Annotated in this window: 23 protein-coding genes and 2 pseudogenes; 4 read left to right on the plus strand and 21 right to left on the minus strand. The window is 52.1% G+C overall.

From position 1 onward, the window contains the following. Positions 1-9 precede the first annotated feature (9 nt). The gene (locus ABIE48_RS18520; RefSeq protein ID WP_192715495.1) at positions 10-795 is read left to right on the plus strand and encodes a TioE family transcriptional regulator; all 786 of its coding nucleotides are present in this window, start codon (positions 10-12) and stop codon (positions 793-795) included. Positions 796-916: 121 nt separating this feature from the next. Here ABIE48_RS18520 and ABIE48_RS18525 read toward each other — a convergent pair whose 3' ends face one another. The 12 genes and pseudogenes from ABIE48_RS18525 to pdhA all read right to left on the minus strand — a co-directional run bounded on the left by ABIE48_RS18525 (position 917) and on the right by pdhA (position 14,140). After that, positions 917-1,360 carry a GNAT family N-acetyltransferase gene (locus ABIE48_RS18525; protein WP_145024240.1) on the minus strand — a complete coding sequence of 148 codons (444 nt, stop codon included), beginning with the start codon at positions 1,358-1,360 and terminating at the stop codon, positions 917-919. Positions 1,361-1,473: 113 nt separating this feature from the next. Further along, positions 1,474-2,962, minus strand: a pseudogene (locus ABIE48_RS18530) (glutamate synthase subunit beta). A 278-nt stretch (positions 2,963-3,240) separates the two neighbouring features. Continuing rightward, a complete protein-coding gene (locus tag ABIE48_RS18535) occupies positions 3,241-3,729 on the minus strand; it encodes a dihydrofolate reductase (RefSeq protein ID WP_192715496.1) in 489 nt (162 codons plus the stop codon). A 37-nt stretch (positions 3,730-3,766) separates the two neighbouring features. After that, a complete protein-coding gene (thyA, locus tag ABIE48_RS18540; RefSeq protein WP_076171348.1) occupies positions 3,767-4,561 on the minus strand; it encodes a thymidylate synthase in 795 nt (264 codons plus the stop codon). Positions 4,562-4,813: 252 nt separating this feature from the next. Beyond that, positions 4,814-5,689, minus strand: a complete 876-nt coding sequence (locus ABIE48_RS18545; RefSeq protein WP_084203934.1) for a carbohydrate ABC transporter permease — start codon at positions 5,687-5,689, stop codon at positions 4,814-4,816. A gap of 16 nt (positions 5,690-5,705) precedes the next feature. Continuing rightward, positions 5,706-6,593: a carbohydrate ABC transporter permease gene (locus ABIE48_RS18550; protein ID WP_116229893.1), complete on the minus strand. Its 888-nt coding sequence runs from the start codon at positions 6,591-6,593 to the stop codon at positions 5,706-5,708. 63 nt (positions 6,594-6,656) lie between these two features. Beyond that, positions 6,657-7,931 carry an ABC transporter substrate-binding protein gene (locus ABIE48_RS18555; protein ID WP_244364426.1) on the minus strand — a complete coding sequence of 425 codons (1,275 nt, stop codon included), beginning with the start codon at positions 7,929-7,931 and terminating at the stop codon, positions 6,657-6,659. A 163-nt stretch (positions 7,932-8,094) separates the two neighbouring features. Continuing rightward, positions 8,095-8,964, minus strand: a complete 870-nt coding sequence (locus ABIE48_RS18560) for an AraC family transcriptional regulator (RefSeq protein WP_145024238.1) — start codon at positions 8,962-8,964, stop codon at positions 8,095-8,097. Positions 8,965-9,259: 295 nt separating this feature from the next. After that, positions 9,260-10,681, minus strand: a complete 1,422-nt coding sequence (gene lpdA / locus ABIE48_RS18565; protein WP_076171339.1) for a dihydrolipoyl dehydrogenase — start codon at positions 10,679-10,681, stop codon at positions 9,260-9,262. 3 nt (positions 10,682-10,684) lie between these two features. Further along, positions 10,685-12,005 (minus strand): annotated as a pseudogene (locus ABIE48_RS18570) (dihydrolipoamide acetyltransferase family protein). Positions 12,006-12,037: 32 nt separating this feature from the next. Further along, positions 12,038-13,018 (minus strand): alpha-ketoacid dehydrogenase subunit beta, encoded by a 981-nt coding sequence (locus ABIE48_RS18575; protein ID WP_076171334.1) that lies wholly within the window; start codon positions 13,016-13,018, stop codon positions 12,038-12,040. A gap of 54 nt (positions 13,019-13,072) precedes the next feature. Beyond that, on the minus strand, positions 13,073-14,140 hold the full coding sequence (pdhA, locus tag ABIE48_RS18580) for a pyruvate dehydrogenase (acetyl-transferring) E1 component subunit alpha (RefSeq protein ID WP_076171332.1): 1,068 nt from the start codon (positions 14,138-14,140) through the stop codon (positions 13,073-13,075). A gap of 259 nt (positions 14,141-14,399) precedes the next feature. On the opposite strand from pdhA, the gene ABIE48_RS18585 reads away from it, so the two are divergent. Next, positions 14,400-15,131 carry an alpha/beta hydrolase gene (locus ABIE48_RS18585; protein WP_192715498.1) on the plus strand — a complete coding sequence of 244 codons (732 nt, stop codon included), beginning with the start codon at positions 14,400-14,402 and terminating at the stop codon, positions 15,129-15,131. A gap of 196 nt (positions 15,132-15,327) precedes the next feature. Here the strand turns inward: ABIE48_RS18585 and ABIE48_RS18590 are convergent, their stop codons facing one another. Both ABIE48_RS18590 and ABIE48_RS18595 read right to left on the minus strand, forming a co-directional pair. Beyond that, the gene (locus ABIE48_RS18590; RefSeq protein WP_116229885.1) at positions 15,328-15,792 is read right to left on the minus strand and encodes a low molecular weight protein-tyrosine-phosphatase; all 465 of its coding nucleotides are present in this window, start codon (positions 15,790-15,792) and stop codon (positions 15,328-15,330) included. A 21-nt stretch (positions 15,793-15,813) separates the two neighbouring features. After that, on the minus strand, positions 15,814-16,467 hold the full coding sequence (locus ABIE48_RS18595; protein ID WP_089550280.1) for a trimeric intracellular cation channel family protein: 654 nt from the start codon (positions 16,465-16,467) through the stop codon (positions 15,814-15,816). A 179-nt stretch (positions 16,468-16,646) separates the two neighbouring features. Here ABIE48_RS18595 and ABIE48_RS18600 point away from each other — a divergent pair, with 179 nt between their 5' ends. Further along, complete coding sequence (locus ABIE48_RS18600) at positions 16,647-17,288, plus strand: thiamine diphosphokinase (protein WP_145024236.1); 642 nt, start codon at positions 16,647-16,649, stop codon at positions 17,286-17,288. Between the two features lie 276 nt (positions 17,289-17,564). Next, the gene (locus ABIE48_RS18605) at positions 17,565-18,083 is read left to right on the plus strand and encodes a C40 family peptidase (protein ID WP_145024234.1); all 519 of its coding nucleotides are present in this window, start codon (positions 17,565-17,567) and stop codon (positions 18,081-18,083) included. Positions 18,084-18,126: 43 nt separating this feature from the next. On the opposite strand, the gene ABIE48_RS18610 is transcribed toward ABIE48_RS18605, so the two are convergent. The 7 genes from ABIE48_RS18610 to ABIE48_RS18640 all read right to left on the minus strand — a co-directional run bounded on the left by ABIE48_RS18610 (position 18,127) and on the right by ABIE48_RS18640 (position 24,250). Further along, complete coding sequence (locus ABIE48_RS18610; protein ID WP_192715499.1) at positions 18,127-18,816, minus strand: response regulator transcription factor; 690 nt, start codon at positions 18,814-18,816, stop codon at positions 18,127-18,129. Positions 18,817-18,963: 147 nt separating this feature from the next. After that, on the minus strand, positions 18,964-19,995 hold the full coding sequence (locus ABIE48_RS18615; protein WP_145024230.1) for a thiazole biosynthesis adenylyltransferase ThiF: 1,032 nt from the start codon (positions 19,993-19,995) through the stop codon (positions 18,964-18,966). A 102-nt stretch (positions 19,996-20,097) separates the two neighbouring features. Continuing rightward, positions 20,098-21,651, minus strand: a complete 1,554-nt coding sequence (locus ABIE48_RS18620) for an ABC-F family ATP-binding cassette domain-containing protein (RefSeq protein WP_192715500.1) — start codon at positions 21,649-21,651, stop codon at positions 20,098-20,100. A 132-nt stretch (positions 21,652-21,783) separates the two neighbouring features. After that, positions 21,784-22,791, minus strand: coding sequence for a hypothetical protein (locus tag ABIE48_RS18625; RefSeq protein ID WP_192715501.1), 1,008 nt, complete (start codon positions 22,789-22,791; stop codon positions 21,784-21,786). Then, a complete protein-coding gene (locus tag ABIE48_RS18630; protein WP_192715502.1) occupies positions 22,778-23,332 on the minus strand; it encodes a hypothetical protein in 555 nt (184 codons plus the stop codon). Before ABIE48_RS18630 ends, ABIE48_RS18625 begins: the two co-directional genes overlap by 14 nt. Then, positions 23,325-23,738 carry a hypothetical protein gene (locus ABIE48_RS18635; protein WP_192715503.1) on the minus strand — a complete coding sequence of 138 codons (414 nt, stop codon included), beginning with the start codon at positions 23,736-23,738 and terminating at the stop codon, positions 23,325-23,327. Before ABIE48_RS18635 ends, ABIE48_RS18630 begins: the two co-directional genes overlap by 8 nt. 29 nt (positions 23,739-23,767) lie before the next feature. Then, the gene (locus tag ABIE48_RS18640) at positions 23,768-24,250 is read right to left on the minus strand and encodes an ABC transporter permease (RefSeq protein WP_192715504.1); all 483 of its coding nucleotides are present in this window, start codon (positions 24,248-24,250) and stop codon (positions 23,768-23,770) included. Positions 24,251-24,258: the final 8 nt, after the last annotated feature.

The raw sequence follows: 24,258 nt of genomic DNA on the forward strand, positions 1-24,258 counted from the left end.
GAAAGGGAAATGCGTTATTATAAGCCGATCGAAATCGTCAGGGAATTGTATATCAGCACAAGCGCCCTGCGCCACTATGAATCTTGGGGGGTAGTCCCCGAGCCGGAGCGGTCGGATAACGGCTACCGCCTGTACACCCAGCTGCACCTGGCTTATTTCCGCTGCCTGCGGGCTATGTTTTCAGGATTCGGGGTCGGGATTACCTCTGAAGTGCTTCGCTTGATTCAACAGCGTGACATGGACGGAGCCTTCTGGCTCGTCAATCAGGAGCAGGCTCGTCTGCAGCATGAAAAAACGGTTGCCGAACAGACACTGGCTTTACTCCAGGATCCCGAACTGCCGCTTGTCTCGGGCAAACGATTGAAGGGCCGCATGACGATCGGCGAAGCAGCTGAGCTTACGGATGTGCAGCCCTCGGCGATCCGGCATTGGGAAAAAGAAGGGCTGATCCAGCCGGAACGGGATCCCGAAAACGGGTACAGACTGTTTACCCCCACGCATGTCCGGCAAATTTTGCTCATCCGCACATTAAGGAAGACGGTTTATGTGCTGGAAAACATGAAAGAAATAGTGCATGGCGTCGAGCAGCACAGCGTTGAAAAAGCGAAGAAGGTGACGCTGGAGGCGTTATCGAGTATCCATGACCGGAACCGGCGGCAGTTCTTCGGGGTTCACTTGCTGGTCGAGCTGTGCATCGAAGAAGGACTGATCGATCCGGTAGAATACATTAAAGGCTTGTGGTTTGATTATTTCCAAAAAGCCAAAGCGGAAAAAGCACCCGGCGAAGCTCCATGAAAAAGGAGCCCTCGCTTCGGATGCATTTTTAACTTAAATATGTATCAGCAGCTCCCCATTTGATAATCCCAGACCTTGGGAGAGCATGATGTTTTTAAAGAGGCAGGTTGAGCCTGCCCGTTTACCGTTTCAGCTCCAAATGCAGGAGCGGGAACGGCCGTCCGGAGCCGTCCAGCTCGGACCGTCCCGTCCGTACAAATCCATACCGCTGATAAAACGCGAACGCCCCGTCGTTCTGCTCGTTGACGTCGACTCGCAGCCGACTTCCCTTCAGCTGCTCCGCATACCGGAGTAAACGGGTGCCGATGCCTTGTCCATGCCGGTCGGGATCGACGAACAGCATTTCCACCATACTGCCGTCCAGCCCGATGAAGCCCAAGGGGACGCCGCTGTCATCCTTTTCCACCCACACCTCCACATGCTTCAGCGCCTGCTCGTCTACAATCCGGCGGTAAAACGCGATATCTGCCTCGGTTAAAAAAGAATGTGTCTCACGAACCGCCCGATACCACAACTCTACCAAATAATCATGATCCTCTTCCAGATAAGCCGTTATTCGTCCCATCGATTGCTGCCTCCTTACTCACATCGGTATTTGACCTGTTACAGAAAAAACAGCAGCCCCGCCAACAATGTGGAGCTGCTGTCCTATCATACCCGGGTCATGAGCCGACGATCTTATACCAGCACTGTCGAGCCCATCAAATATTTGTCCACTTCACGGGCAGCTTCGCGGCCTTCGTTGATGGCCCATACGACCAAGCTTTGACCGCGGCGCATGTCGCCGGCTGCGAAAACTTTGTCCACGTTTGTGTTGTATTTACCCTTCCGCGCTTTTACGTTCGAGCGGCGGTCCGTTTCAAGGCCGAGCTGTTCGGTAATCGTCTGCTCCGGTCCGTCGAAACCGATGGCGATCAGCGCCATTTGCGCTTTGAATACCCGCTCCGTTCCCGGAATCGGCTGGTAGATTTTACGCCCGGTTTCGTCCACCATCCGCTGAATTTGAACGGTGTGCAGCTCTTGGAGGTTTCCTTCGTCATCACCCACAAATTTGGTGGTCATGATGGAAAATTCGCGCGGATCGCTGCCGAAGACCGCTTTCGCTTCTTCCTGGGCGTAATCCAGCGTGTATACGTTCGGGAACTGCGGCCAAGGGTTTGTTGATCGGATCGCGCTCCAGCGGCGCCTTCTCATGCGTGCCAAACTGCGTTACGCTTGCACAGCCATGACGAAGTGCTGTTGCGACGCAGTCCGAACCGGTGTCGCCGCCGCCGATCACGATGACGTCTTTCCCTTCTGCGGAAATGTAGTTACCGTCGGCAAGACCCGAGTCCAGGAAGCTCTTGATCGTACCGTTCAAGTACGTCATGGCATAATGAACCCCGTTCAGATCGCTGCCTTCAATGTTGAATTCGCGCGGTTTGGTGGCTCCGCCGCACAACACGACTGCATCGTAGTCGTCAACGAGCTGCTGTGCAGGAATGTCCTTGCCGATTTCGGTATTCGTAATAAACTGGATGCCTTCCGCTGCGAGCAGGTCCACACGGCGCTGAACAACGGATTTGTCGAGCTTCATCGACGGGATGCCGTACATCAGCAGGCCGCCGATGCGGTCCGCACGCTCGTACACCGTCACGCTGTGGCCCGCTTTGTTCAGCTGTGCCGCCGCGGCCAGTCCTGCCGGGCCCGAGCCCACGACCGCCACGCGTTTGCCTGTACGTTTCTCCGGTGGGTTCGGCACAACCCATCCTTCTTCAAATCCTTTATCTATAATAGCCTGCTCGATCGTCTTGATCGTTACCGGCTGGCCGATCAGGCCGACGGTACAAGAGCCTTCGCATGGAGCAGGACAAATCCGGCCGGTGAACTCCGGAAAGTTGTTCGTTTTATGCAGGCGCTCCAGCGCTTCTCTCCACAAGCCGCGGTAGATGAGGTTGTTCCATTCCGGAATCAAATTGTTGACCGGGCAGCCCGAGGTGCCTCCAGCCATATCGATTCCCGTATGACAGTAAGGTGTTCCGCAATCCATACAGCGAGCGCCCTGGGTGCGCAGTTCTTCTTCGGACATATGTTTATGGAACTCTTCCCAATCCTTAATCCGCTCTGCAGGATCGCGATCCGCCGGAAGCTGGCGGCTGTACTCCATAAAGCCTGTTGGTGTTGACATGACGCATTTTCCCCCATCCGTTCTTTTCTATCTTGTTGAAAGTTACTTCCTATCTATCACATTAACGACACGTAGATAGATTGAACCCGAGCCTGTGCATGTATTATCCCCTGACCACGGCGCAGCTTTCGTGTTAGAGCATAATACGCTCAAGTTCATTCTACATAGATATTTCAATTATAGTATCATTTGAAACTTTGAATATTAAATGGATTATCCGCATAATTATTTGTACTATTTCACATCGAGATCACATGTCATGATACCATGAATTTCGGTTAACTTTTGCGGATATAGGTGCAGAAACGGTAGGAATACGGGTTTTTCTCATCCGTGATCCCTTTGATCTCTTCTTGCAGAATCCAGTCCCCGAAGTCTACTTCAGGGAAGTAGGTGTCGCCTTCAAACGTCTCGTCGATCCGGGTGACGATCAGGCAGTCCGCTACCGGAAGCAGCTTATAGTAAATTTCGGCTCCTCCGATCACCATGATCTCTTTATTCTTGCCGAGCTCAACCGCTTCTTCTATCGTATGAATGATCTGGGCTCCCGGTGCCTCGTAATCCGGATCGCGGGTCAGGACGACGTTGTCGCGTCCAGGCAGCGGCTTACCGCCGAAGGATTCCCACGTTTTGCGGCCCATGAGGACCGTTTTGCCCATCGTCTTTTCCTTGAAAAAAGCCATATCCCGCGGAAGCCGCCAAGGAAGCTTGTTGTCCCGCCCTATTACTCCGTTTGAGCCCATGGCCCAGATAAACGTCATTGTCATGGTCAAAAAGCTCCCTTCAACATAAAATGAAAGCCGGCTAGATGGCGACCGGCGCCTTAATGCCTGGATGATGCTGATAATTCACGAACTCGAAATCCTCGAACTTATAGTCGAAAATCGATTCGGGCTTCCGTTTGATCACAAGCTGAGGCAGCTCAAATGGCTCGCGCTCCAGCTGGGTTTTGACTTGCTCCAAATGGTTTGAATAAATATGCACATCGCCGCCGGACCAGATGAATTCGCCGACTTCAAGCCCGCACTGCTGAGCCACCATATGCGTCAGCAGCGCGTAGCTGGCAATATTAAACGGCAGACCGAGGAACGTGTCGACCGAACGCATCGTCAGCATGCAGGACAATTTGCCCCCGGCCACATAGAATTGGAATACGAAATGGCAAGGAGGAAGCTTCATATTCTCAATCTCCGCCACATTCCATGCGCTCACGATATGTCTGCGGGAATCCGGATTCCGCTTGATCGATTCGATCACATTCGCAATCTGGTCGATATGGGTGCCGTCCGGTGCCTCCCAGTTCCGCCACTGAGAGCCGTACACCGGTCCCAAATCCCCGTTCTCGTCAGCCCACTCGTCCCATATGGAAACGCCGTTTTCTTTCAGGTACCGGATATTCGTATCGCCGCTCAAAAACCACAGCAGCTCATGGACGACCGATTTCAAATGGATGCGCTTCGTCGTCACGAGCGGGAAGCCCTGGGACAGATCGAACCGCAGCTGTCGTCCGAAGACGGAAATCGTGCCGGTTCCGGTCCGGTCCTCCTTGGGGGTACCGTGTTCCAGTATGTCCTGCAGCAGTTCCAAATAGTTTCGCACTTTGTATCCTTCCTCTCAATGCCGAATGTCTATATATCTGTTGATTGTGTATATTCTAGTTTACCATGTGGGGGCATGGTTGATAAACACCTAAAAAAGTCCATCCCCAGTGACCAAAATCCGCCCGCTTGCCGCATACCGGGATCTAACTACAAAAAAACGGTTCCCAGGGTCTTCCCCCAAGAACCGTCTCATGCCAAAGCCTTGTTGCCGTTACATCATCGCGAGATTATTCATATGACAGACGCAGCGTTACCCTTTAACGGCTCCAATCGCCACGCTCCCGATGATCTGCTTGGAAAAGACCGCAAACACGATGATGATCGGCACGATGGAAATCGCCACACCCAGGTACAACAGGCCGTAGTCCATCCCGTAATAACCCTGTACGAGCGCGACCAGAACCGGCAGCGGATATTTGCTCTGCGAGAAGAACAAGACGAGCGGGCCGAGGAAGTTGTTCCAGGAGCCGATGAACGTAAAGATGCCGAGTGCGGAAACCGCAGGACCCAGAATCGGCAGGATGATCTGGTTGAACGTCCGGAACTCGCCCGCACCGTCGACCCGCGACGATTCGATGATTTCGTCCGGAATGCTTCCGTCGATAAATTGCTTGATGAAAAAGACGTTAAAGGCGTTCGCCGCCGCCGGCAGAATGATAGCCGCGTAGCTGTCGAGCAGGCCGAATGTGCTGAACAGCCGGTATACCCCGATCAGGGCCAGCTGCCCCGGCACCATCATCGTGGCCAGAAGAGCGAAGAACAGCTGCTTGTTGCCTTTAAACCGGAATTTGGCGAAGCCGTAGGCCGTCAGCGCACCGATGTACAAGGACAGCACCGTTGTGGATCCCGCAATGAAGAAGCTGTTCATGAATCCCCGCCAAATGTTGATTTTTGCGGCCATGTTGCTGTAGTTCGCCCACAGATCCTTCCCCGGCAGAAAGATGAACGATGAGGCGATGTCGGCATTGCTGTGGCTGGAGTAGATCAGCATGAGATAAAACGGGATGATACATATGATGGCAAACCCGATCAGAAAAATATACAGCAGCACCATGCCGGCGGACAGGCGGCGTTTGGGCTTGGCGGCATACGGAAGTTCCCGCCGGATCGGTCTAATCGCTTCCATGTTATCGACTCCTTCCTCAAGCCTTCTTCCGGTTCGTCAGCACAAACGACAGGACGGAGAACAGAATGATAATGATGAACAGGCAAAACGCGATGGCAGCTCCGTAGCCAAACCGCGTGCTCTGAAACGCGACGTTGTACAGGTACATGATGCTGGTCATGGATGCGCGGTCCGGCGCTCCCGTGCCATTGGTGAGGGTAAAGGGCTGATCGAAGATCTGCATCCCGCCGATGATCGAGGTGATGACCTGGAACAAAATGATCGGTTTCAGCATCGGAACCGTGATGTGCAGGAAAATGTGCTTTTTCGTGGCCCCGTCGATTTGGGCGGCCTCGGTCAGCGAAGGATCGATTCCCTGCAGTCCGGCCAAATAAATGATCATGGAGTAGCCGAAGTATTGAAAGAACAAAATCGAGGACACGATCAGCCGCATGAACCAGGCGTTGTTCTTCCAGTTGATCGGATCGTGGATGATTCCGCTCTCGACGAGAAAGTGGTTCAGCCCGCCCGACTGCCAGTCGAAGATCAGGCTTACAAGCAGCCCCAGCGAAGCGGCGGTGACGATATGCGGGAAGAAGTAGACGGCACGGAAGATGTTTCTTCCCTTGACGAACTTCTCGTTTAAAATAAAGGCGAGCACAAGCGAAACGGTCAGCTGAGGGATGACGGACACGCCCCAAATAAACAGCGTGTTGAGAAAGGTTTTGTAAAATATCGGGTCGTGGAATACCGCAATGTAGTTACCCAGCCCCACGAATTCCGGCGTCCGGATCCCGTCCCAGTTCGTAAAGCTGATATACAGTGAGTATAGAATCGGATACAATCCGAACAGCAGAAAGATGATAAAGAACGGTGCTATGAAAAAATAACCGTAATGGTCCTTCCGTATCGATTTGGCAAACATGGACGCACCTCCTGGTATAGGTTGTTCCAACGTTGTCGCAGCCGAATAATCAACCGCTAATCGTCAATCCACCTCCAGCTCGGGGTACCTGAGCTTGACGTCCCGTTTAATTCTTTGGATGGCTTCTTCTTTCGTCTTCATCTTGTTGTTCAGGTACAGCTGCAGCACATTTTTGTAAATGTCATTGTTGATCACCGTATCAAAAGGCGTCCGCTGATAGCTCGGCACGTTTTTCGCTTCCTCGGAAAAGAACTCGAAGTGCTTCTGGTTCCCCAGGTAAGCGGAAGTCAGCGTCGGAGCCAGCTGGTCGTCCACGACCCGATTGCTCGTAAAGTAGTCCTGGTCATGGGCCAGCTCGGTCAAAAACTCGTGGTCGAAATTGTAGAAGTGGATAAATTTCCACGCCAGATCCTTGTTTTTGCTTTTGCTGTACATAGCGATATACGTTCCCCCGGAGCTGAACGAGGCCGGTCCGTGCGCAAGTCCCCATTTTCCCGACGTATCCGGTGCATTCGCCTTAAACGTGTATTGCAGCGCCCAGCTTGCGCCCGGATAGAACATCACCTCGCCCTTTTGCATGGAAGCGGCATATCCGGCGCTCCCGTCGTCAAATTCGGCCAGCACATGCCGCTGCCGCGCTTCCCTCACCATATCGAGCACCTTCAGGTAAGCGTCGTTGATAACAAGCTTGTTGTCCTTGACCCATGGAATGCCTTCATATGAGACGGAAATGGCGTTCCAATTCGCCAGGGCGTGCACTTTGCCCCCGCTTTCTTTGGCAACCCTTTCGCCGATGTCGAAAATTTTGTCCCAGGAGTCAATCTGCTTGCTGACTTCCTCCGGATCGTCTGTGCCCAAATATTGTTTAGCCAGGTCCCGGCGGTAATAAATGCCTCCAGGTGTCGCCTGGTAACCCAGTGCCTTGACGTTCCCTTCAGAGTCCTTTTCGTTGGCTTGCACGAAGGGATACTGCTCAGGAATGAGCTTGTTTGCATCATACGGAGCCGCAGACAGGTTCTCCAGGTAGGGAACGTCGATCAGCTCACGGATGTTCCCGTTTTCGAGCATGAACACGTCCGGTGCCTTGGAAGCCGTCTGCAAGGCGGATTTCAGCTTGGTGATGTAAAAGTTGCCGGGGATGTTGACGAAGTTCACCTTGACCCCGGGGTACTTCTTCTCAAACTTATCAATGGCGTAATTCGCCTCATCGGTAAAGCTCCATACGGTAATTTCCTGGCTTGAGCCCGTTCCTTTGCCCGAGACCGTACACCCGGCCAGCAGGATGGACAAGCCCAGCAGACTCAGCATAAAGGTATATCCCCAATGATTTCTTCTCATGAGCACCCGTCCTTTGCTTTTCGCTTGATGTTGGTCAATCCCAGGATAACAACTAGTCCCCCCTCATCCACGATTTAAAAGGAAACGCTTACATCTAAGTTTGTTATCATTTTATGGGATTTTTGCCGGCCGGGCTCATCGGATATTGGTCTGGATTGTTCATTTATTGCGCAGTCCTGCCGCTTCGCTTGCGAAATTCGGAAGGCGTGCAGCCATTGTACTTTTTAAAAATACGGTTAAACGAGTTCAGATTGTTAAATCCGTTCCGCACAGCGATCTGCAGAATGGATTCAGAACCGCCAAGCAGCTCCCATTTAGCCTGTGCAATCCGGTATTGATTCAAGTAATCCATAACCGTCATGCCGCGGGCTTCCTTAAACAACTTGCATAAATAAAATTTGTTAAAGTTCGTATGGTCGGCAATGTCATCCAGCTTCAGCGGCTGGTCGTAGTGCCTTTCCATGTACTCGCACACCGCCTCAATAAAGGCGAATTTTTTGCTCTCGGAGCAGGCACCCCCTGGACAATCATCCTCCATTTGCCCCGGCTTGAGCCGGATCAAACGAACGATCAGGTCGTACAGCCTTGCTTTCATGGACCATTTATAACCGGGCTGCCTGCCCGATTCTTCTTCAGCAATCGCTTTCATCATCAGCGCCAAATTTGCCTTCTGCACTTGATGTGCCGGAATGACGGTATTGTGCGAAACGAGCGACTTTAAGCTTTGCTCATCCGGGCCGCATAGGTTCGTTCCTGTTAAAAAGTGCATGCGAAATACGATAATCAGCAGCTTGCCGGTGCCGGGCAGAAAAGAATGGACTTCACCCGGCTTGATCATCAAAATCTCCCCTTTCTTCAGCTCACATAAGTGATGGTTCAGTTCGATACGCGCCCCGCTTTCGGCCACATATACAATTTCGACTTCTTCATGCCAATGCGGCGCAAAAAGAAACGTTTCTTCTGTCTGAACCACACGAATCGGAAAATCTTCGTCCATCAGTCCTCTTTCCAGAAATGAGGTCATCGTTCCCATAACATCCCCCACCTTCCCTAGAATGAAACGTTCTGCTCTTTCTATTGTAGCAAAATCCTCAACCAGTCAGCATCATCACCCAGATGATCCCATAATTAGAAAAACAACACATCCCCTCCTATTATGATATGGGTGGATTGCAAAACAGCCCCTTCTAGATGGTTATTTCAGCGGTTAATGGATCCGGCTCCTTTGGCGCTAACGCCTGAAATGACGAAGTCCCTTCAATAACAAAAAAAGAAAGAGCCGCTTGGGGCGGCTCTTTCCTTGAGTTACTTCTATATATGATGATAACTTAGCGGCGTGGTGCGATCACGTGAATCGGATTGCCCAGCGCAAGCTCGGCGGTTTCCATCACGATTTCGCCCAGCGTTGGATGCGCATGGATCGTCAAAGCGATATCTTCCAGTGTGGCGCCCATTTCGATAGCGAGGCCCAGCTCAGCGATCAGGTTGGAAGCTTCCACCCCGGCGATGTGGCATCCCAGCACGAGTTGAGTTTCCTCGTCAAACACCAGCTTCACGAAGCCGTCCGCAGCATTGAGGGACAAGGCGCGTCCGTTGCCCGCAAACGGGAACTTCGCTGCTTTTGCTTTGTAGCCTTTTTCTTTTGCTTCTTTTTCGGTGTAGCCTACGCTCGCGCATTCAGGATCGACGAATGCTACGGCTGGGACGACTTTGTAGTCCACAACGGAAGGATGTCCGGCGATGGCTTCAGCCGCTACTTTACCTTCGTAGGAAGCTTTGTGTGCCAGCGCAGGGCCTTTAACGATGTCGCCGATTGCAAAGATATGCGGCTTGTTCGTACGTCCCTGATGATCGACTTTGATCAGACCGCGGTCATCCAATTCGATACCGATCAGGTCGAGTCCGAGCTCTCCGTCGGTGTTTGGACGGCGTCCAACCGTAACGAGCAGGTAGTCGGCAGTCACTTCTTTCGTTTCGCCGTTCACGGAGTATTTCACCGTAACTTCGCTGTCGGTTTGAGTCGCGCTTTCCGCTTTGGCGTTTGTGATGATTTCCACGCCGGTTTTGGTCATGCTCTTCACAACGAGCTTCGTCATGTCCGGATCGAATCCGTTCAGGATGGAATCCAGTCCTTCGATGATCGTTACTTTTGTTCCGAATTTGGAGTACATTTGGCCAAGCTCGGCACCGATGTATCCGCCGCCGATGACAACCATGCTCTTCGGAATTTCAGGCAGGCTCAGCGCTTCTGTCGAAGACAGGATGCGGCCGCCGAACGGGAACGCTTTGAGCTCGATCGGACGGGAGCCGGTAGCGATGATGCAGTTTTTGAAACGGTAGCGAGGGGACTCGTGTTCGTTGAACACGCGCGCCTCGTTTTCGTTGATGAACATGCACTCGCCGTTGAAAATTTCAACCTTGTTGCCTTTGAGCAGGCCGGCAACGCCGCCGGTCAGCTTTTTCACAACGCCGTTTTTGAATTCCTGGGTTTTGCTAAAGTCCACTTTCACGTTCTCAGCGGTTACGCCGAAAGATTCGCCGTGAACGGCAGACTCATATTGATGAGCCGCCGCAATCAGGGCTTTGGAAGGGATACATCCGCGGTTCAAGCACACGCCGCCCACTTCGGATTTATCCACAATCAGAACCTTTTGTCCTAGCTGTGCAGCACGGATAGCTGCCACGTAACCGCCGGGACCAGCACCAATCACTAATGTATCGATATCGAGAGAAGCGTCACCTACTACCATATCTTACACCTCCATAACCAGCAGCTCAGGGTTGCTGAGCAGTGATTTAATATAGTTCATAAAGTTTTGGGCTGTAGCACCATCGATGATGCGGTGGTCAAAGCTCAGGGACAGGGCCATAACTGGAGCTGCCACGATTTCGCCGTTCTTCACGACAGGTTTTTCGGTAATGCGTCCGGTACCCAGGATCGCCACTTCAGGGAAGTTGATGATCGGAGTAAAGAACATGCCGCCGGCGGAACCGATATTGGTGATGGAGATCGTGCTGCCTTTCATTTCTGCCGGAGCCAGTTTGCCGTCACGGCCGCGTGCCGCAAGGTCGCGGATCGCGTCAGCGATCATCCAGATGCTCTTACGGTCCGCATCTTTGATGACCGGTACGATCAGACCGTTATCCGTATCGGTTGCGATACCGATGTTGTAGTACTTCTTGTAGACGATTTCGTTGTTTTCTTCGTCAATCGTCGCGTTCAAAGCAGGGAATTGACGGCTGGCCGCCACAAGCGCTTTGACGATGAACGGCAGATAAGTGACCTTCGTGCCTTTCTTCTCGGCGATCGGTTTCATGCGGGTACGGAATGCCACCAGCTCGGTTACGTCCACTTCGTCCATGATCGTAACGTGCGGAGCTGTATACGCCGATTTCACCATGGCGTTAGCGATCGCTTTACGGATTCCTTTGAACGGTACGCGCTCTTCTTCAGCACGCGGATCCGCAGCTGCTGCTGCCGCTGCAGGTGCTGCTGCCTTGTCTTCAGCCTTAGCTGCTGCAGTGTGCTGCTGCTTGACCGCCGCCGTTCTTGAAGGCTTCGACGTCTTCTTTAGTCACTTTACCGTTGTTGCCCGTTCCGCTCACTTGCGTGATGTCAACGCCTTGCTCACGCGCAAACTTGCGCACGCTTGGCGTAGCCAGCACTTCTTTGTTCGGAGCTGCAGGAGCCGGTGCTTGGTCAGCGCCGCCTTCTTTATCATCGGCAGGGCTGCTTGCTGCAGGGGAAGAAGTCGTATCCGCGCTGCCTTTTGCTGCGTCTGCTTCTTGGGCGCCGTGATCGCCGGCAGGAGCTTCCTGCTCAGGCACTTCGCCTTCCGCATCGATAATGGCGACTACTTCGCCAACACGGCACACCTGTCCGTCCTTCGTGAATACTTCCTGTACTGTGCCGTTAACCGGACAAGGCACTTCTACAACCGCCTTGTCGTTCTGCACTTCCATAATGATGTCGTCGTCTGTTACTTTATCGCCGGGCTTGATATGCATTTTGATAATTTCGCCTTCATGCAAGCCCTCTCCCAGTTCGGGGAACCGATATTCAAATTTTGCCACGTTACTACCTCCCTATTGAATGACTGCGATTCTTAGAATTCCATGACTTTGTTGACTGCAGCGATGACTCGAGCCGGTGTAGGAAGCCATGTATCTTCGATTTGGGCAAAAGGATATACCGTGTCAGGTCCAGCTACGCGCAGTACTGGAGCTTCCAGGTGAAGAATCGCTTTTTCGTTGATTTGAGCAATGACCTCAGCCGCTACGCCGGAAGTTTTTTGAGCTTCCTGTACGACGATGGCACGGTTTGTTTTCTTGATCGATGCAACGATCGTATCGATATCCAAAGGATTCAGCGTACGCAGGTCGATGATTTCGGCTTTGATGCCTTTCGTTTTCTCAAGCTCTTCCGCTGCTTTCGTAGCAGTATGAACCATCATGCCGTAGGCGATGATCGTCACGTCGGAACCTTCGCGGACCACGTTAGCCTTACCCAGCTCAACGACGTAGTCCTCTTCAGGAACTTCGGCGCGGAACGCGTGGTACAGGTTCAAGTGCTCCATGAAGAACACCGGATCGTTGTCGCGGATCGCCGCAATCATCAGGCCTTTGGCGTCGTAAGGGTTCGACGGCACTACCACTTTAATACCCGGTGTTTGAACGGCCAAACCTTCCAGGGAATCGGTGTGAAGCTCAGCCGCTTTAACCCCGCCGCCAAACGGTGTGCGGAATACGATCGGCGCGTTGTAGCGTCCGCCGGAACGGAAACGCATACGGGCTGCCTGTACAAACATTTGGTCGAGCGCTTCAAAGATAAAGCCGACAAACTGGATTTCGGCTACCGGACGGAAGCCTTGGATCCCGAGGCCAACAGCCAGGCCGCCGATCGCGGATTCAGCCAGAGGCGTGTCAAAGACGCGTTCCTCTCCAAATTCTTTTTGCAGCCCTTCCGTCGCACGGAATACGCCGCCGACATTACCTACGTCCTCACCAAACACAATCACGTTCGGGTCACGCTTGAGTTCCACGCGCAGCGCATCGCGGATTGCTTCCTTCATATTCATTTGTGCCATTGCTTCATTTCCTCCTTAAACATTCGTTAAACTACGCAAAACGGATCAAACGATTTATTGGAAATCGGCCTTTTGTTCTTCCAAATGTTTCGGTGTTTGTTCGAACATGCTGTCGATCAGGCCGGGAACGGTCATTTTTTGAGTCTGTTCCGCTTTTTTGATCTCTTCGTTTACTTTCGCTTTGGCTTCCTCTTTCACGCGGGCCGTGTCTTCTTCCGACCACAGGCCTTTCTTCTCCAGGTACTTGCCGAGGCGCGTAATCGGATCCTTCGCGTTCCATTCGCCTTCTTCGTCCTTCGTGCGGTATTTGGTTGCATCGTCGGACAAGGAGTGCGGACGGTACCGGTAAGTTACGCCTTCGATCAAAGTTGCGCCTTCGCCGTTGCGTGCTAGCTCAGCAGCTTCTTGAACAGCACTAATAACGGCAAGCACGTCCATACCGTCGACTTTTACGCCGCGGATACCGGCTGCAACCGCTTTGTGCGCGATCGACAAGGCTGCCGTTTGTTTTGCGAAAGGAGTCGTAATGGCGTAGCCGTTGTTTTGTACGAAGAAAATGACAGGAAGTTTGAAGCGTCCGGCATAGTTCAGGCCTTCGTAGAAGTCGCCCTCGGAAGATCCGCCGTCACCTGTGTACGTAATGACCACTTGCTTCTGCTTCTTCAGCTTGTAGCCCATGGCAATACCCATCGCGTGCAAAATTTGCGCACCGATAATAATTTGCGGCATCAAAACGTTAACGCCCTCAGGAATGCGGCCGCCTTCTTGATGTCCGCGGGAGTACAGGAACGCTTGGTATAGCGGAAGTCCGTGCCATACGATTTGCGGCATGTCGCGGTAGCCCGGGCAGATAAAGTCATCTTTCTCCAGCGCGAATTCACTGCCGACCATCGTCGCTTCTTGACCGGAAACCGGTGCGTAGAAGCCGAGACGGCCCTGACGTCCAAGGTTAACAGCACGGTCATCCCAAGTACGTGTAAATACCATACGGTACATAATTTCTTTTAACTGATCATCAGTAAGTTTAGGCATTTTCGCTTCATTAACAATTTCACCGTCCGGAGAAAGCACGGAAAGCGCTTCGACTTCCTCGGTGTACACTTCATAAGGAACCTTGCTCATTCTCTTCACCTCAACAAAAAAATTTGAATATCAAGTTCCGCTGTTATAGAATTATTATACACCTGTTTTATTCGTTTCGTCAAAGCTATTGCGGATTAAATTTCAAAATATTTGCGCTTTGTATGTATAACAGGCGAATACATTTTGTATAACAGACAGAGTGCTTTGACTGAAACAGGTACAAAATCGGCAAACATGGGTTATAGTAACTTATTGTTTTCCCGATTGCAAAAATTAACCGCACGAAAGGTGATCATGAATGACGGATTCAAAATACTTGAAACGAACCATTCACAAGGAACAACTGGAGAGCCGCTTTTTGAATGAAAGCCGTAACCTGCGCGTGTATCTGCCGCCCGGCTACCACGAGGTCGTCAGCTATCCGGTCGTCTACTGCCAGGATGGCGAGGAATTTTTTAATTTCGGCCGGATCGCGACCATCGCCAATCAGCTGATTCTGGACGATCTCGCCGAACCCTTCATCGTCGTAGGCGTCGAGGTCGACACCTCCGTGCGAACCGAAGAATATGCGCCGTTCGGCAGCCGGTTCGAGGCCTACACCCGGTGCTTTGCCGAAGAAATTATTCCCTTCATCGAGCAAAAATATCCCGTGCGGCAAGACCCCGGGCAGCGCGTGCTGGCCGGCGACTCGCTGGGAGGATGTGTTTCGCTCCACCTGGCTATGAACTATCCGGAGATGTTTCACCGGATTGTCAGCTTGTCCGGCGCTTACTATACGGACACCCAGGAAATCGTAGCCGAAAACGATGACTTGTCCTGGCTCGATGTCTACATGATCGTCGGCCTGCAGGAAACCCATTTCGAGAGTGACCTTGGAGTCTACAACTTCGTCGAGATTAACCGAAGCATGAAAGAACTGCTGTTGGACCGCGGCGCAACCGTTCGGTATACCGAGAAAGACGGCAAGCATATTTGGGGCTTCTGGCAAAAAGAACTGCCGGATGCACTGCTCTATTTTCTTCGCGCCTGACCCATTACCCTCTATTGAACAGCACAAAGGTGAACATGATCCGGTATGAATGCTAATGCAGCAGCCACAGCTCAGCCGACGTTCACCTTTTTTTATCCCCGCAAGTGGTTACGCTTTCAATTCCAGCCTGAAAAAACGGCAGTGCGCCTGCCGCTTTCCTTTTTGATCATTGCCTCGTTCGGGCGTGTCTTTTCTATTATAGCTTTTCTTGGCATATTTTGTCCAAAAGTACCTGGCAGCCCGCGTCCATCAATTCGTACACCTGCTCGAAATTCCCCGTATAATAAGGGTCCGGCACTTCGCGAAGCTCATGATCCGGCAGCAGGTCCATAAACTTCAGGACGGTCGCCTGTTCTCCCCCCGGAAGCTTGCGCAGGTTCGCCGCGTTGCTGTCATCCATGCAGACGATGTAGTCGAAGGTTTCGAAATCGCTGCTCGCGACCTGTCTCGCCTTCATTCCCGCATAACTGATCTTGTACTGATCCAGCATCCGCCGGGTTCCTTCATGCGGAATCTTGCCGAGGTGCCAGTCTCCCGTGCCTGCGGAATCCACGCTGATCTTTCCTTCCAGCCCTGCCTCGCCCACTTTATGTCTCAAGATCGCCTCAGCCATCGGTGAGCGGCAAATGTTGCCCAAACAAACAAATAAAACGGAAATCATGTAAGTCTCGTCCTCCTAGCTTTATGCTGATTCCTTGTGCCGTTCGTCGCGGATGACGGGCTGTATGGCAGATGGCTGCAGCGAACGCCGCGGGAGCTTCCATTTATAGAAAACAGACAGCATCCGGAACACCACCACCGCCGCAAACAAAACGATCACTTCCAGTGTAGTCTGGATCCAATGCAGTCCGATGGCTACCCCGGCCAGCATCGCCCACACGGCATATATTTCATCTCGAAGCACAAGCGGCTTCCTTCCGGCGAGCAGGTCCCGGATAATTCCTCCCCCAATGCCCGTCAACACGGCGGCAACAACGACCGCGCTGAGCGGATGATGCATGTTGGCTGCATACAATGCGCCTTGGATCGCGAAGGCGGACAGTCCCACCGCATCCAGCAGCGCCTCCGCCCTCTTCCAGTGCCTGATCCAGTTTACAGGCAGCAGGAAAGCGACGATCACTGCCACGATCGCCAATTTGATCAGCAGTCCCTGGCTCCAAAGCGTCGTCACCGGCACACCGATCAGTACATTGCGGATGACCCCGCCGCCGAAGGCAGTCACCAGGCCGAGAACCAAGATCCCCAAAATGTCGTACTCTTCCTCCATGGCTACGAGCGCACCGGACATGGCGAAAGCGATGGTGCCGATCATGCTGAATAGTTCAAAAACGTGCATGTCCACTTTCTTTCTGACCTCTCCCTAACATATGCTGTCATCCATTGTAGCCGCTGCCGGCCGAATTGTGCAACCATCTATTCTGATTTATACTAGAATAACTTCCAAGCCCTTTCGATAAAAAGCGAATTAAAGGGCTTGCCAAGAGCCGTCAATGCGACAATCGGAGGTAAATAAGGATGGAACAGAAACGGGTATTGATCTTTTCCGGAGGCGATTTGCACAAGCAGTACTTGAAGGAAATCAGGCCTTCCGACTTTTTGATCGGTGCCGACCGGGGAGCGTTATTTTTAATAGAAAACAATTATAAGCCTGACCTGGCTGTAGGGGATTTTGACTCTATATCTTCAGACGATTTGCAGAAGGTTAGAAGCGGCAGCAAGCAGCTCATCGATTGCGATCCCATCGACAAGGATTTGACCGATACGGAGCTTGCGCTGGACCTCGCCATCAAAGAACAGCCGGATATCATTCTGCTGATGGGGGTGACAGGCTCCAGGCTCGATCACACGTTAGCCAATATCCAGATGATGAACCGGGTATTGCAGCATCACATCTCCTGCGCCCTGCTGGACCGTAACAATTATATGACACTCACCGGCTCATCCATTGAGGTGCAGGACAGAGGGTACAAGTATGTCTCTCTGCTGCCTATGACCCCCGAAGTGACCGGAATTACATTAACAGGATTCCAATACCCCTTGGACAACGCCACGCTTAAAATGGGAGAATCCCTCGGCATCAGCAACCAATTAACCGGTTCCCAAGGCACAATCACCGTGGAAGGCGGACTCCTGCTGGTCATCCAAAGCAATGATTAAGAAAGCCGCAGCTTTGGTTTGACAACAATTTTGTAACCGAAATGAAAATTGCAAAAAACAATGAAAACCCTTGATACATCAAGGGTTTTTTATTATCTTCAAGGATGGGTAAATGTATTTCTTAATTTTTTGTAACTTTTAATCGTTTTTTAATAAAAGCCCATTTCTCTTACAGCCGCAACGTTTTGTTACACATCATCCAGAATTTAGGTTGTTACAAAGCTGTTATACTCGGAGACGAGCTTGAGAGAAAACGAAATTTGGAGGTAATACAACATGAACAAACAACTGATCCAAAAAGTAGTAACCGTAGGGTTATGTGCATCTATAGGTTTTGGTGGAATGATCGCAACGAGCGCACAGGTAACGGAAGCCTCTGCAGCTAATACTCAAGTTGCAACGACATCGACAACGACTGGACAAAAAGTCGTAAATTACGGAAAACAATATATGGGTACTCCATACAAGTTCGGTGCTTCGACCAGCACAACAAGAAATTTTGACTGCTCATCTTTTATGAAGCATATCTTTAAAAAGTACGGTGTTAACTTGCCGCGTACATCCGCGGCGCAATCCAAAGTCGGAAAAGCCGTATCGAAAGCAAACCTGAAGCCCGGAGATCTCGTATTCTTCTCCAGCGGCAGCAGAGCCAATGGCCATAACGTAACTCACGTGGCAGTGTATGCCGGCAACGGTAAAATTCTGCACACGTACGGTTCTCCCGGCGTAACGATTTCCGATCTGAACTCCGGCAACTGGAAGAGAACTTATCTGAAAGCACGCCGCGTACTGTAGGTTATAATAGACATCAACGTGGAAGGCTGGTAGTCCTGTAGGACTATTGGCCTTCTTTTATTATATAACCCACTCCGCGCACGGTATGAATCAGTTTTTTCTTAAATCCGCGGTCAACCTTTTTCCTCAAATGCCGGATATATACATCCACGACATTGGTCACCATATGAAATTCAAATTCCCATACATACTTCAAGATGTCCTCACGGCTGCACACCTGGTTGACGTGCCTGGCCAGGTACAGCAGCAGGTCATATTCTTTTGCCGTCAGTTCAATAGGGGTACCCCCGCGCGTTACCGTCCGGCTCTTGGGGTCGATGTCCAGGTCGGCAATCGTGACCGTCTGTCCGTACTGCTCTTCGATCAGCCCGAACAGCGACAGCAAATTGCGGATCCGGGCCAGCAGTTCGTCGGTTTCGGCAGGCGTTTTCAGCACGTCATTTGCGCCTGCACGGAAAAGCTTGGCGGCAGGCAGGTCCATATCGGACGGCAACAATACGACGGCAGGGAACCGGCGGCCCTTCTGCTCCCGCTGGACGGTGCGAATGAGCCGGGTTAAAGGCACAGCGGAATCGGTCAAATCCATGAGCAGCAGGTCGACCGGATGGCTGCACGCGTATTGAGCAGCTTCTTCTTCGTCCCCGGCAATATATATTTCAAACCGCTCTTCCAGAAGAGCGTCAACGACCTCACTGTCCTTCGCTAGTCCCACAGCCAGGATGCTTTCGTGCATGTCAGCCCACCGACTTTTTTAGTATTGATAATGTGCGGTCAGTACCGCTTGCTCCGGCGAGCACGCCGATTGTTTCCCTTTAGGGTGGCCACAAAATAAAAAACCATTCCGGAGTACGGAATGGTCTGAATTTGAAAATGATGCCTATTACCCAAAATACCGATGATACAGCGACCTGGCCTCGGGAATATCCTTGGTGCCGTGCACCAGCACCCTCCCGTCGGCAAAGATGACCATCCGCTTCGATTTCAATTGAAATGATACCAGAAAAGGGTTGGCGTCGACGATGCCCTCTCCGAGCTTGGCTAGCCTGTCGGCCGTTTCTGCCAAATTGAGGGACCGCTTGCTCCCGGGACGGATCTGGACGGTGTCGCGCCCGCAGAGCACGTCGGTTTTCTCCAGATTTGAGGCTGACAGGTAGGGGTATGTCCGCTGATGTCCGCAGGTCGGGCAATCCTCCATTTTCGCATGGTCTACGCCGATTGTGATCCACTCGTTGCGCCACAGGTCAAAGGACACCAGTTTGTTCGATACCGCCTCGGGATGCCCGCTTAATAGCTTCATAGCCTCCGTAGTCTGGTGGGCCGTCACCATCTGTACGGCCTGTGGAATAATGCCCGCTGTGTCGCAGGTGTCTCCACCGAGCGGGACTGTGCCCAGCAAGCAGTTCAGACAGGGCGTCTTGCCGGGAAGAATGGTGTAGGTGATGCCATAGCTGCCGACACAGCCCCCATATATCCAGGGAAGGTCATGCTTGTGGGCGAGATCGTTGATCAGTAGACGCGTATCGAAATTATCGGTACCGTCCATGATCAGATCCACTCCGTGGACCAGCTCTTCCAGCTCATCGACGCGCACGTCCATAATATGGCTGTCGATGACAATCTCCGAATTGATCGCCTCCAAGCGCTGCTTAGCCGCTACCGCCTTCGGAAGCCGCCGCCGGGCGTCTTCCTCGGAAAACAGCTGCTGCCGCTGAAGGTTGCTCCATTCCACGTAATCCCTGTCGGCGATCGTGAGATGCCCCACCCCGGAACGGGCCAGCGTCTCGGCGATCGAAGTGCCAAGCGCCCCCGCGCCGATAATGAGAACGTGGCTGCCCGCCAGCCTCTGCTGGCCTTCCCTGCCCAAGGGGGCAAACCGCTCCTGCCGGGAGTAACGGTCTCCTGTATGTTGCATCGCTCATCGTTCCTTTCATAAAAAGCCGCAATCCCGAAGGAAAGCGGCTATCATATGCTTTTAGTTATTGTTTGCTGCGAGTGCTCGATATTTACAAGGCAGTTAAGCCCGCTGCGCGGACCACTCTTCTACGTTCCAAATTTTGGTGACCCAATCCTCATAAAAATCCGGTTCGTGGGAAACGAGCAGCACCGTCCCCTTAAATTCCTGAAGGGCGCGCTTCAGCTCGGCTTTGGCCACGACGTCGAGATGGTTTGTCGGTTCGTCAAAGAGGATCCAGTTCGCTTCTCGCATCATCAGCTTGCACAGCCGCACCTTCGCCTGCTCGCCGCCGCTGAGCATATTGAGCGGACGCGTAATGTGCTCGTTCTTCAGGCCGCAGCGGGCCAAGTGAGCACGCACTTCGTGCTGGTTCAAAGACGAGAACTCATTCCATACGTCGTCAATCGGCGTGATGTTGCCGGGGCGGACCTCCTGCTCAAAGTAGGCCGGATACAGAAAATCGCCAAGGTACGTTTTGCCGCTGATCGGCGGGATTTTACCCATGATCGTCTTCAGGAGCGTCGATTTGCCGACGCCGTTACAGCCGACGATAGCAATTTTTTCTCCGCGCTCAATCGTCATGCTCATTTTGGGAAGCAGGGCGTGGGTATAACCGATCTCGAAATCGATCCCTTCAAACACCGTCTTGCCGCTGGCCCGTGCCTCTTTAAAGTTAAACACCGGCTTGGCCGCTTCTTCCGGACGATCGATCCGCTCGATGCGCTCCAGCTGCTTCTCACGGCTCTTCGCCCGGCCGGAGGTCGAATAACGCGCCTTATTTCGCTGGATAAAGTCTTCCTGCTTCTTGATAAATTCCTGCTGCTTCTCATAGGCGTCGATATGCTGATTCTTTGAAATATCCGCCATCTCCAAAAACTTCTCGTAATTGGCCGAGTACCGGGTTAGTTTAGCGAATTCCAGATGGTAAATGACATCGACGACCTGGTTCATGAACTCCGTATCGTGGGAGATCAAGATAAAGGCATGCGGATAATCCTTCAGATACTGGGTCAGCCACTCGATATGCTCCACGTCCAAATAGTTGGTCGGCTCGTCGAGAAGAAGAACGTTCGGTTTCTCGAGCAGCAGCTTGGCCAGTAGCACCTTGGTGCGCTGACCACCGCTGAGGGCGGCCACGTCCCGGTCCAGCCCAATCGCATTAAGGCCAAGACCGTTTGCCATCTCCTCCACTTTGACGTCGAGCATGTAGAAATCGCCGATATCCAGCTGTTCCTGAATATCACCCATCTGCTCAAGCAGCAGCTCCAGCTCTTCGGGAGACGCATCGGCCATTTTCTCGGTGATCTCCATCATCTCTTTTTCCAGCTCGAGCAGCGGCAGGAAGGCATCCTTAAGCACATCGCGGATCGTTTTGCCCGGCGTCAGCTTCGTATGCTGGTCCAAATAGCCGTAGCGGATCTTCGGCGTCCATTCCACCTTGCCGCTGTCCTTCAGCAGCTGCCCCGTCAAAATATTCATCAAGGTTGACTTTCCGACACCGTTGGCACCGACGAGACCTACATGTTCGCCGGCCAGGAGGCGGAAGGATACGTTTTTAAACAACGTGCGTTCCCCGAAATTGTGGGAGACGTTTTCGACTGTCAATAAGCTCATAGCTGCTTTTTGCGCTCCTATCTATGATAAAAATTCATTTTTAGCATCAAGTCATTGAAATGACATTCAAGTCATCATTTTATCATAAGAAGGAGCCGGCCGTAAAACAGAAATCCACGAAATCATTGTTTCTTAATTGAAGAAACCATTACGGCTCGAAAGCCCGTGTGACGGTTTCTCAAAATAGCCGTTTGCAGCCGCTTCTTTGGCGCTCGTGAAGGTCTCCGCAGCGTCCAAATCATCGGCACAATCACCTCTGGAATAATAACGGATACCTGTTCGGTGATCCACCCCCGCCTTGATAACCGTCGACTTGACCAAACGTCCGCTGCCTAGCGCGTAATTGTTCAATGCTTGCTCGCCGATAGGCATGCCTTGGATAAACGCCAAGATGCCAATATCATCGATCGAGTTATTCCACTCCTCCTGCGAAATGAGCGGAAGCGTAAACACGTACGATGCGCCGTTTCGGACTGCCTTTTCATTATGCCTGTTAATGACATTGGCAAGGTCGTCCTCGATCGCCTGAACAATGGTCGTTCTTCTTACCTGCTCAAACCGTACCCCATCTTGCAGCAAAGGAATGGACGAAGTCGGTCCGAGCTCCCTTTGAAGTCCCCTGATCCAAGTGCCCGAGCCGGCTTGATAAGCTTCTACGACATTATCGAGCGTAAAATGGACCAGATTGCCTGCCCGGTCGCTGTAACTATACGGCTTTTTCGGAAGCCATAGATGCTTGGCATATGCCCTGCCGTCAGCTCCCTTATATTCCTCCTCAGCGTACACCCAGTATCCGTCATAATCGATCACAACTACGGCCGGAATGTAACGGTCCAGCACCTGCTGGGCAGCCGCATCCTCTTCAATCCCCAAATTGGCATACAGTGTATGGTAAAACGTATCAAGGGCCAGCTCCTTATCCGCTTTAAAAAATTTCGCCGAGCCGTAGCCTGACTCAAACTCCTGCCGCTCATTGACGTTCAGCATGCTCCCCGCGTCCTGAACGGCTGTTCTCAAGGCTGTAACGTACTTCAGCTCGGTAAAACGAACATTCCGCTGATCCTGAACATGGTAACCCACGATCAAAAAGACCGGAAAGAATATGACGATGAATACGAGGCAAAAATCAGTAATCTTCATTAAGTACCATGCCTCCATACGGAAAAGCGATCACTGCGGCCTCACCGGTCAATGCCCCTGTAACGAAATCGAACATCACCGTTCCCGCTGTCCGGTTCACATTTTTGACCGTAACTTTAAAATAGTCTCCGGCCGTGAGCTTGTAGACTCTCGATTCATCGTCTTTGGGAACCGTAGTGTTGGGAAATATATGATCCATAATGTCAGAGGTATAATATCCGTCATAAACGGTGCTGAACTTGTTTTGAAACGTACCCGGGTCAGCCGCGTCGGTATATTCCGGATGATACTTCTTGTGAAGATGCTCCATCTGCACGTCGAACTCGTTGCCCGTCGCCTGAATTTCTTCCAGAAACTGCTCATACATCACCGGACTGATATAGCCCTTGTTCCTTACGGCATCCACGAACTGCGTCACTGCATTATAGACGACGATGCGGGACAGGTCGTCCTGCCTCTGCGAAGCTTCCGCTGCCGGATAAATGTACATGACGACCACGGCCAGCAGCACCGCCGCAAACTTCGAGATGGCGTTACTCATGGCTGGTCTTCTCCCTATTCTCCGACTTCGCAAAATGGATGCCGGTCAGGACGCCGGAGCCGTCCCACTCATAAGCAACGGAGTACAGCGCGCCGGTCTCGATCATTGAGAAATCAAACCCATCCTCCCATGGACCTCCGGGAACATTTGCACCGTCTACCGAAATCCGGACACTCGGATCATTAAGCCCCATCATACTGAACACAACTTGAGAGCCGCTTACCCAATCCTCATGCGATGCTTCCAATACGGGCTGTACGCTTCTCAACTGTCCCTGGGCGGCGCGCCCTACCCCGTTCACGGTACGGTTCAGTTCGCCGGTTAAGCCTAGAGCGGAGATGCAGGCGCTAATAAACAAAATGAAGGCTACACTGACGGAAATCATGCTTTCTGCATGCTGATTCATAACCTAAGCCACTCCTTCACCGTCCCTGCCTACTGTTCAAATATAAGTCCCCGTACCACATTGGAGCTGTCCTTCACGATGCTTGCCTTAAACTTTCCGCTCGGATTGACATACTCATTGCTGGACTCGTTGGCAGTTTCCGTCAAGTTTCCTACACGCTGCCCTGTATTGATCACCGAACCGTAAGTGTCGCTCGCAATATCGGCGCTGATGTTGAGCTGATTGCCGTACCACTGACCCTGCCTGTTTTTGCCCGTTTTCACCAAAATGCCGAATTGGTCCTTATCCTTGAACTTTCGCAGTGCATTCGTCACCTGGGAACCGCTGATGCTTGTTCCGTCGTAAACCGTAAACGAAGCCTGGGACAGCTCGGTCTGGATGTCCGAGAAATTGTTTTGCGCGGTTTTTGTGGCTTCCTGCGCCGATATAAACAGAATGACAACAATCGTAATGAGGGCGATCGTCAGAAAAATGCCTGCGGCTACTTTTAATGCACTGGACGCGTTGTTCATAGGTTTAC

It is taken from the genome of Paenibacillus sp. OAE614 (assembly GCF_040546645.1).
GTDB lineage: Bacteria > Bacillota > Bacilli > Paenibacillales > Paenibacillaceae > Paenibacillus_AQ > Paenibacillus_AQ favisporus.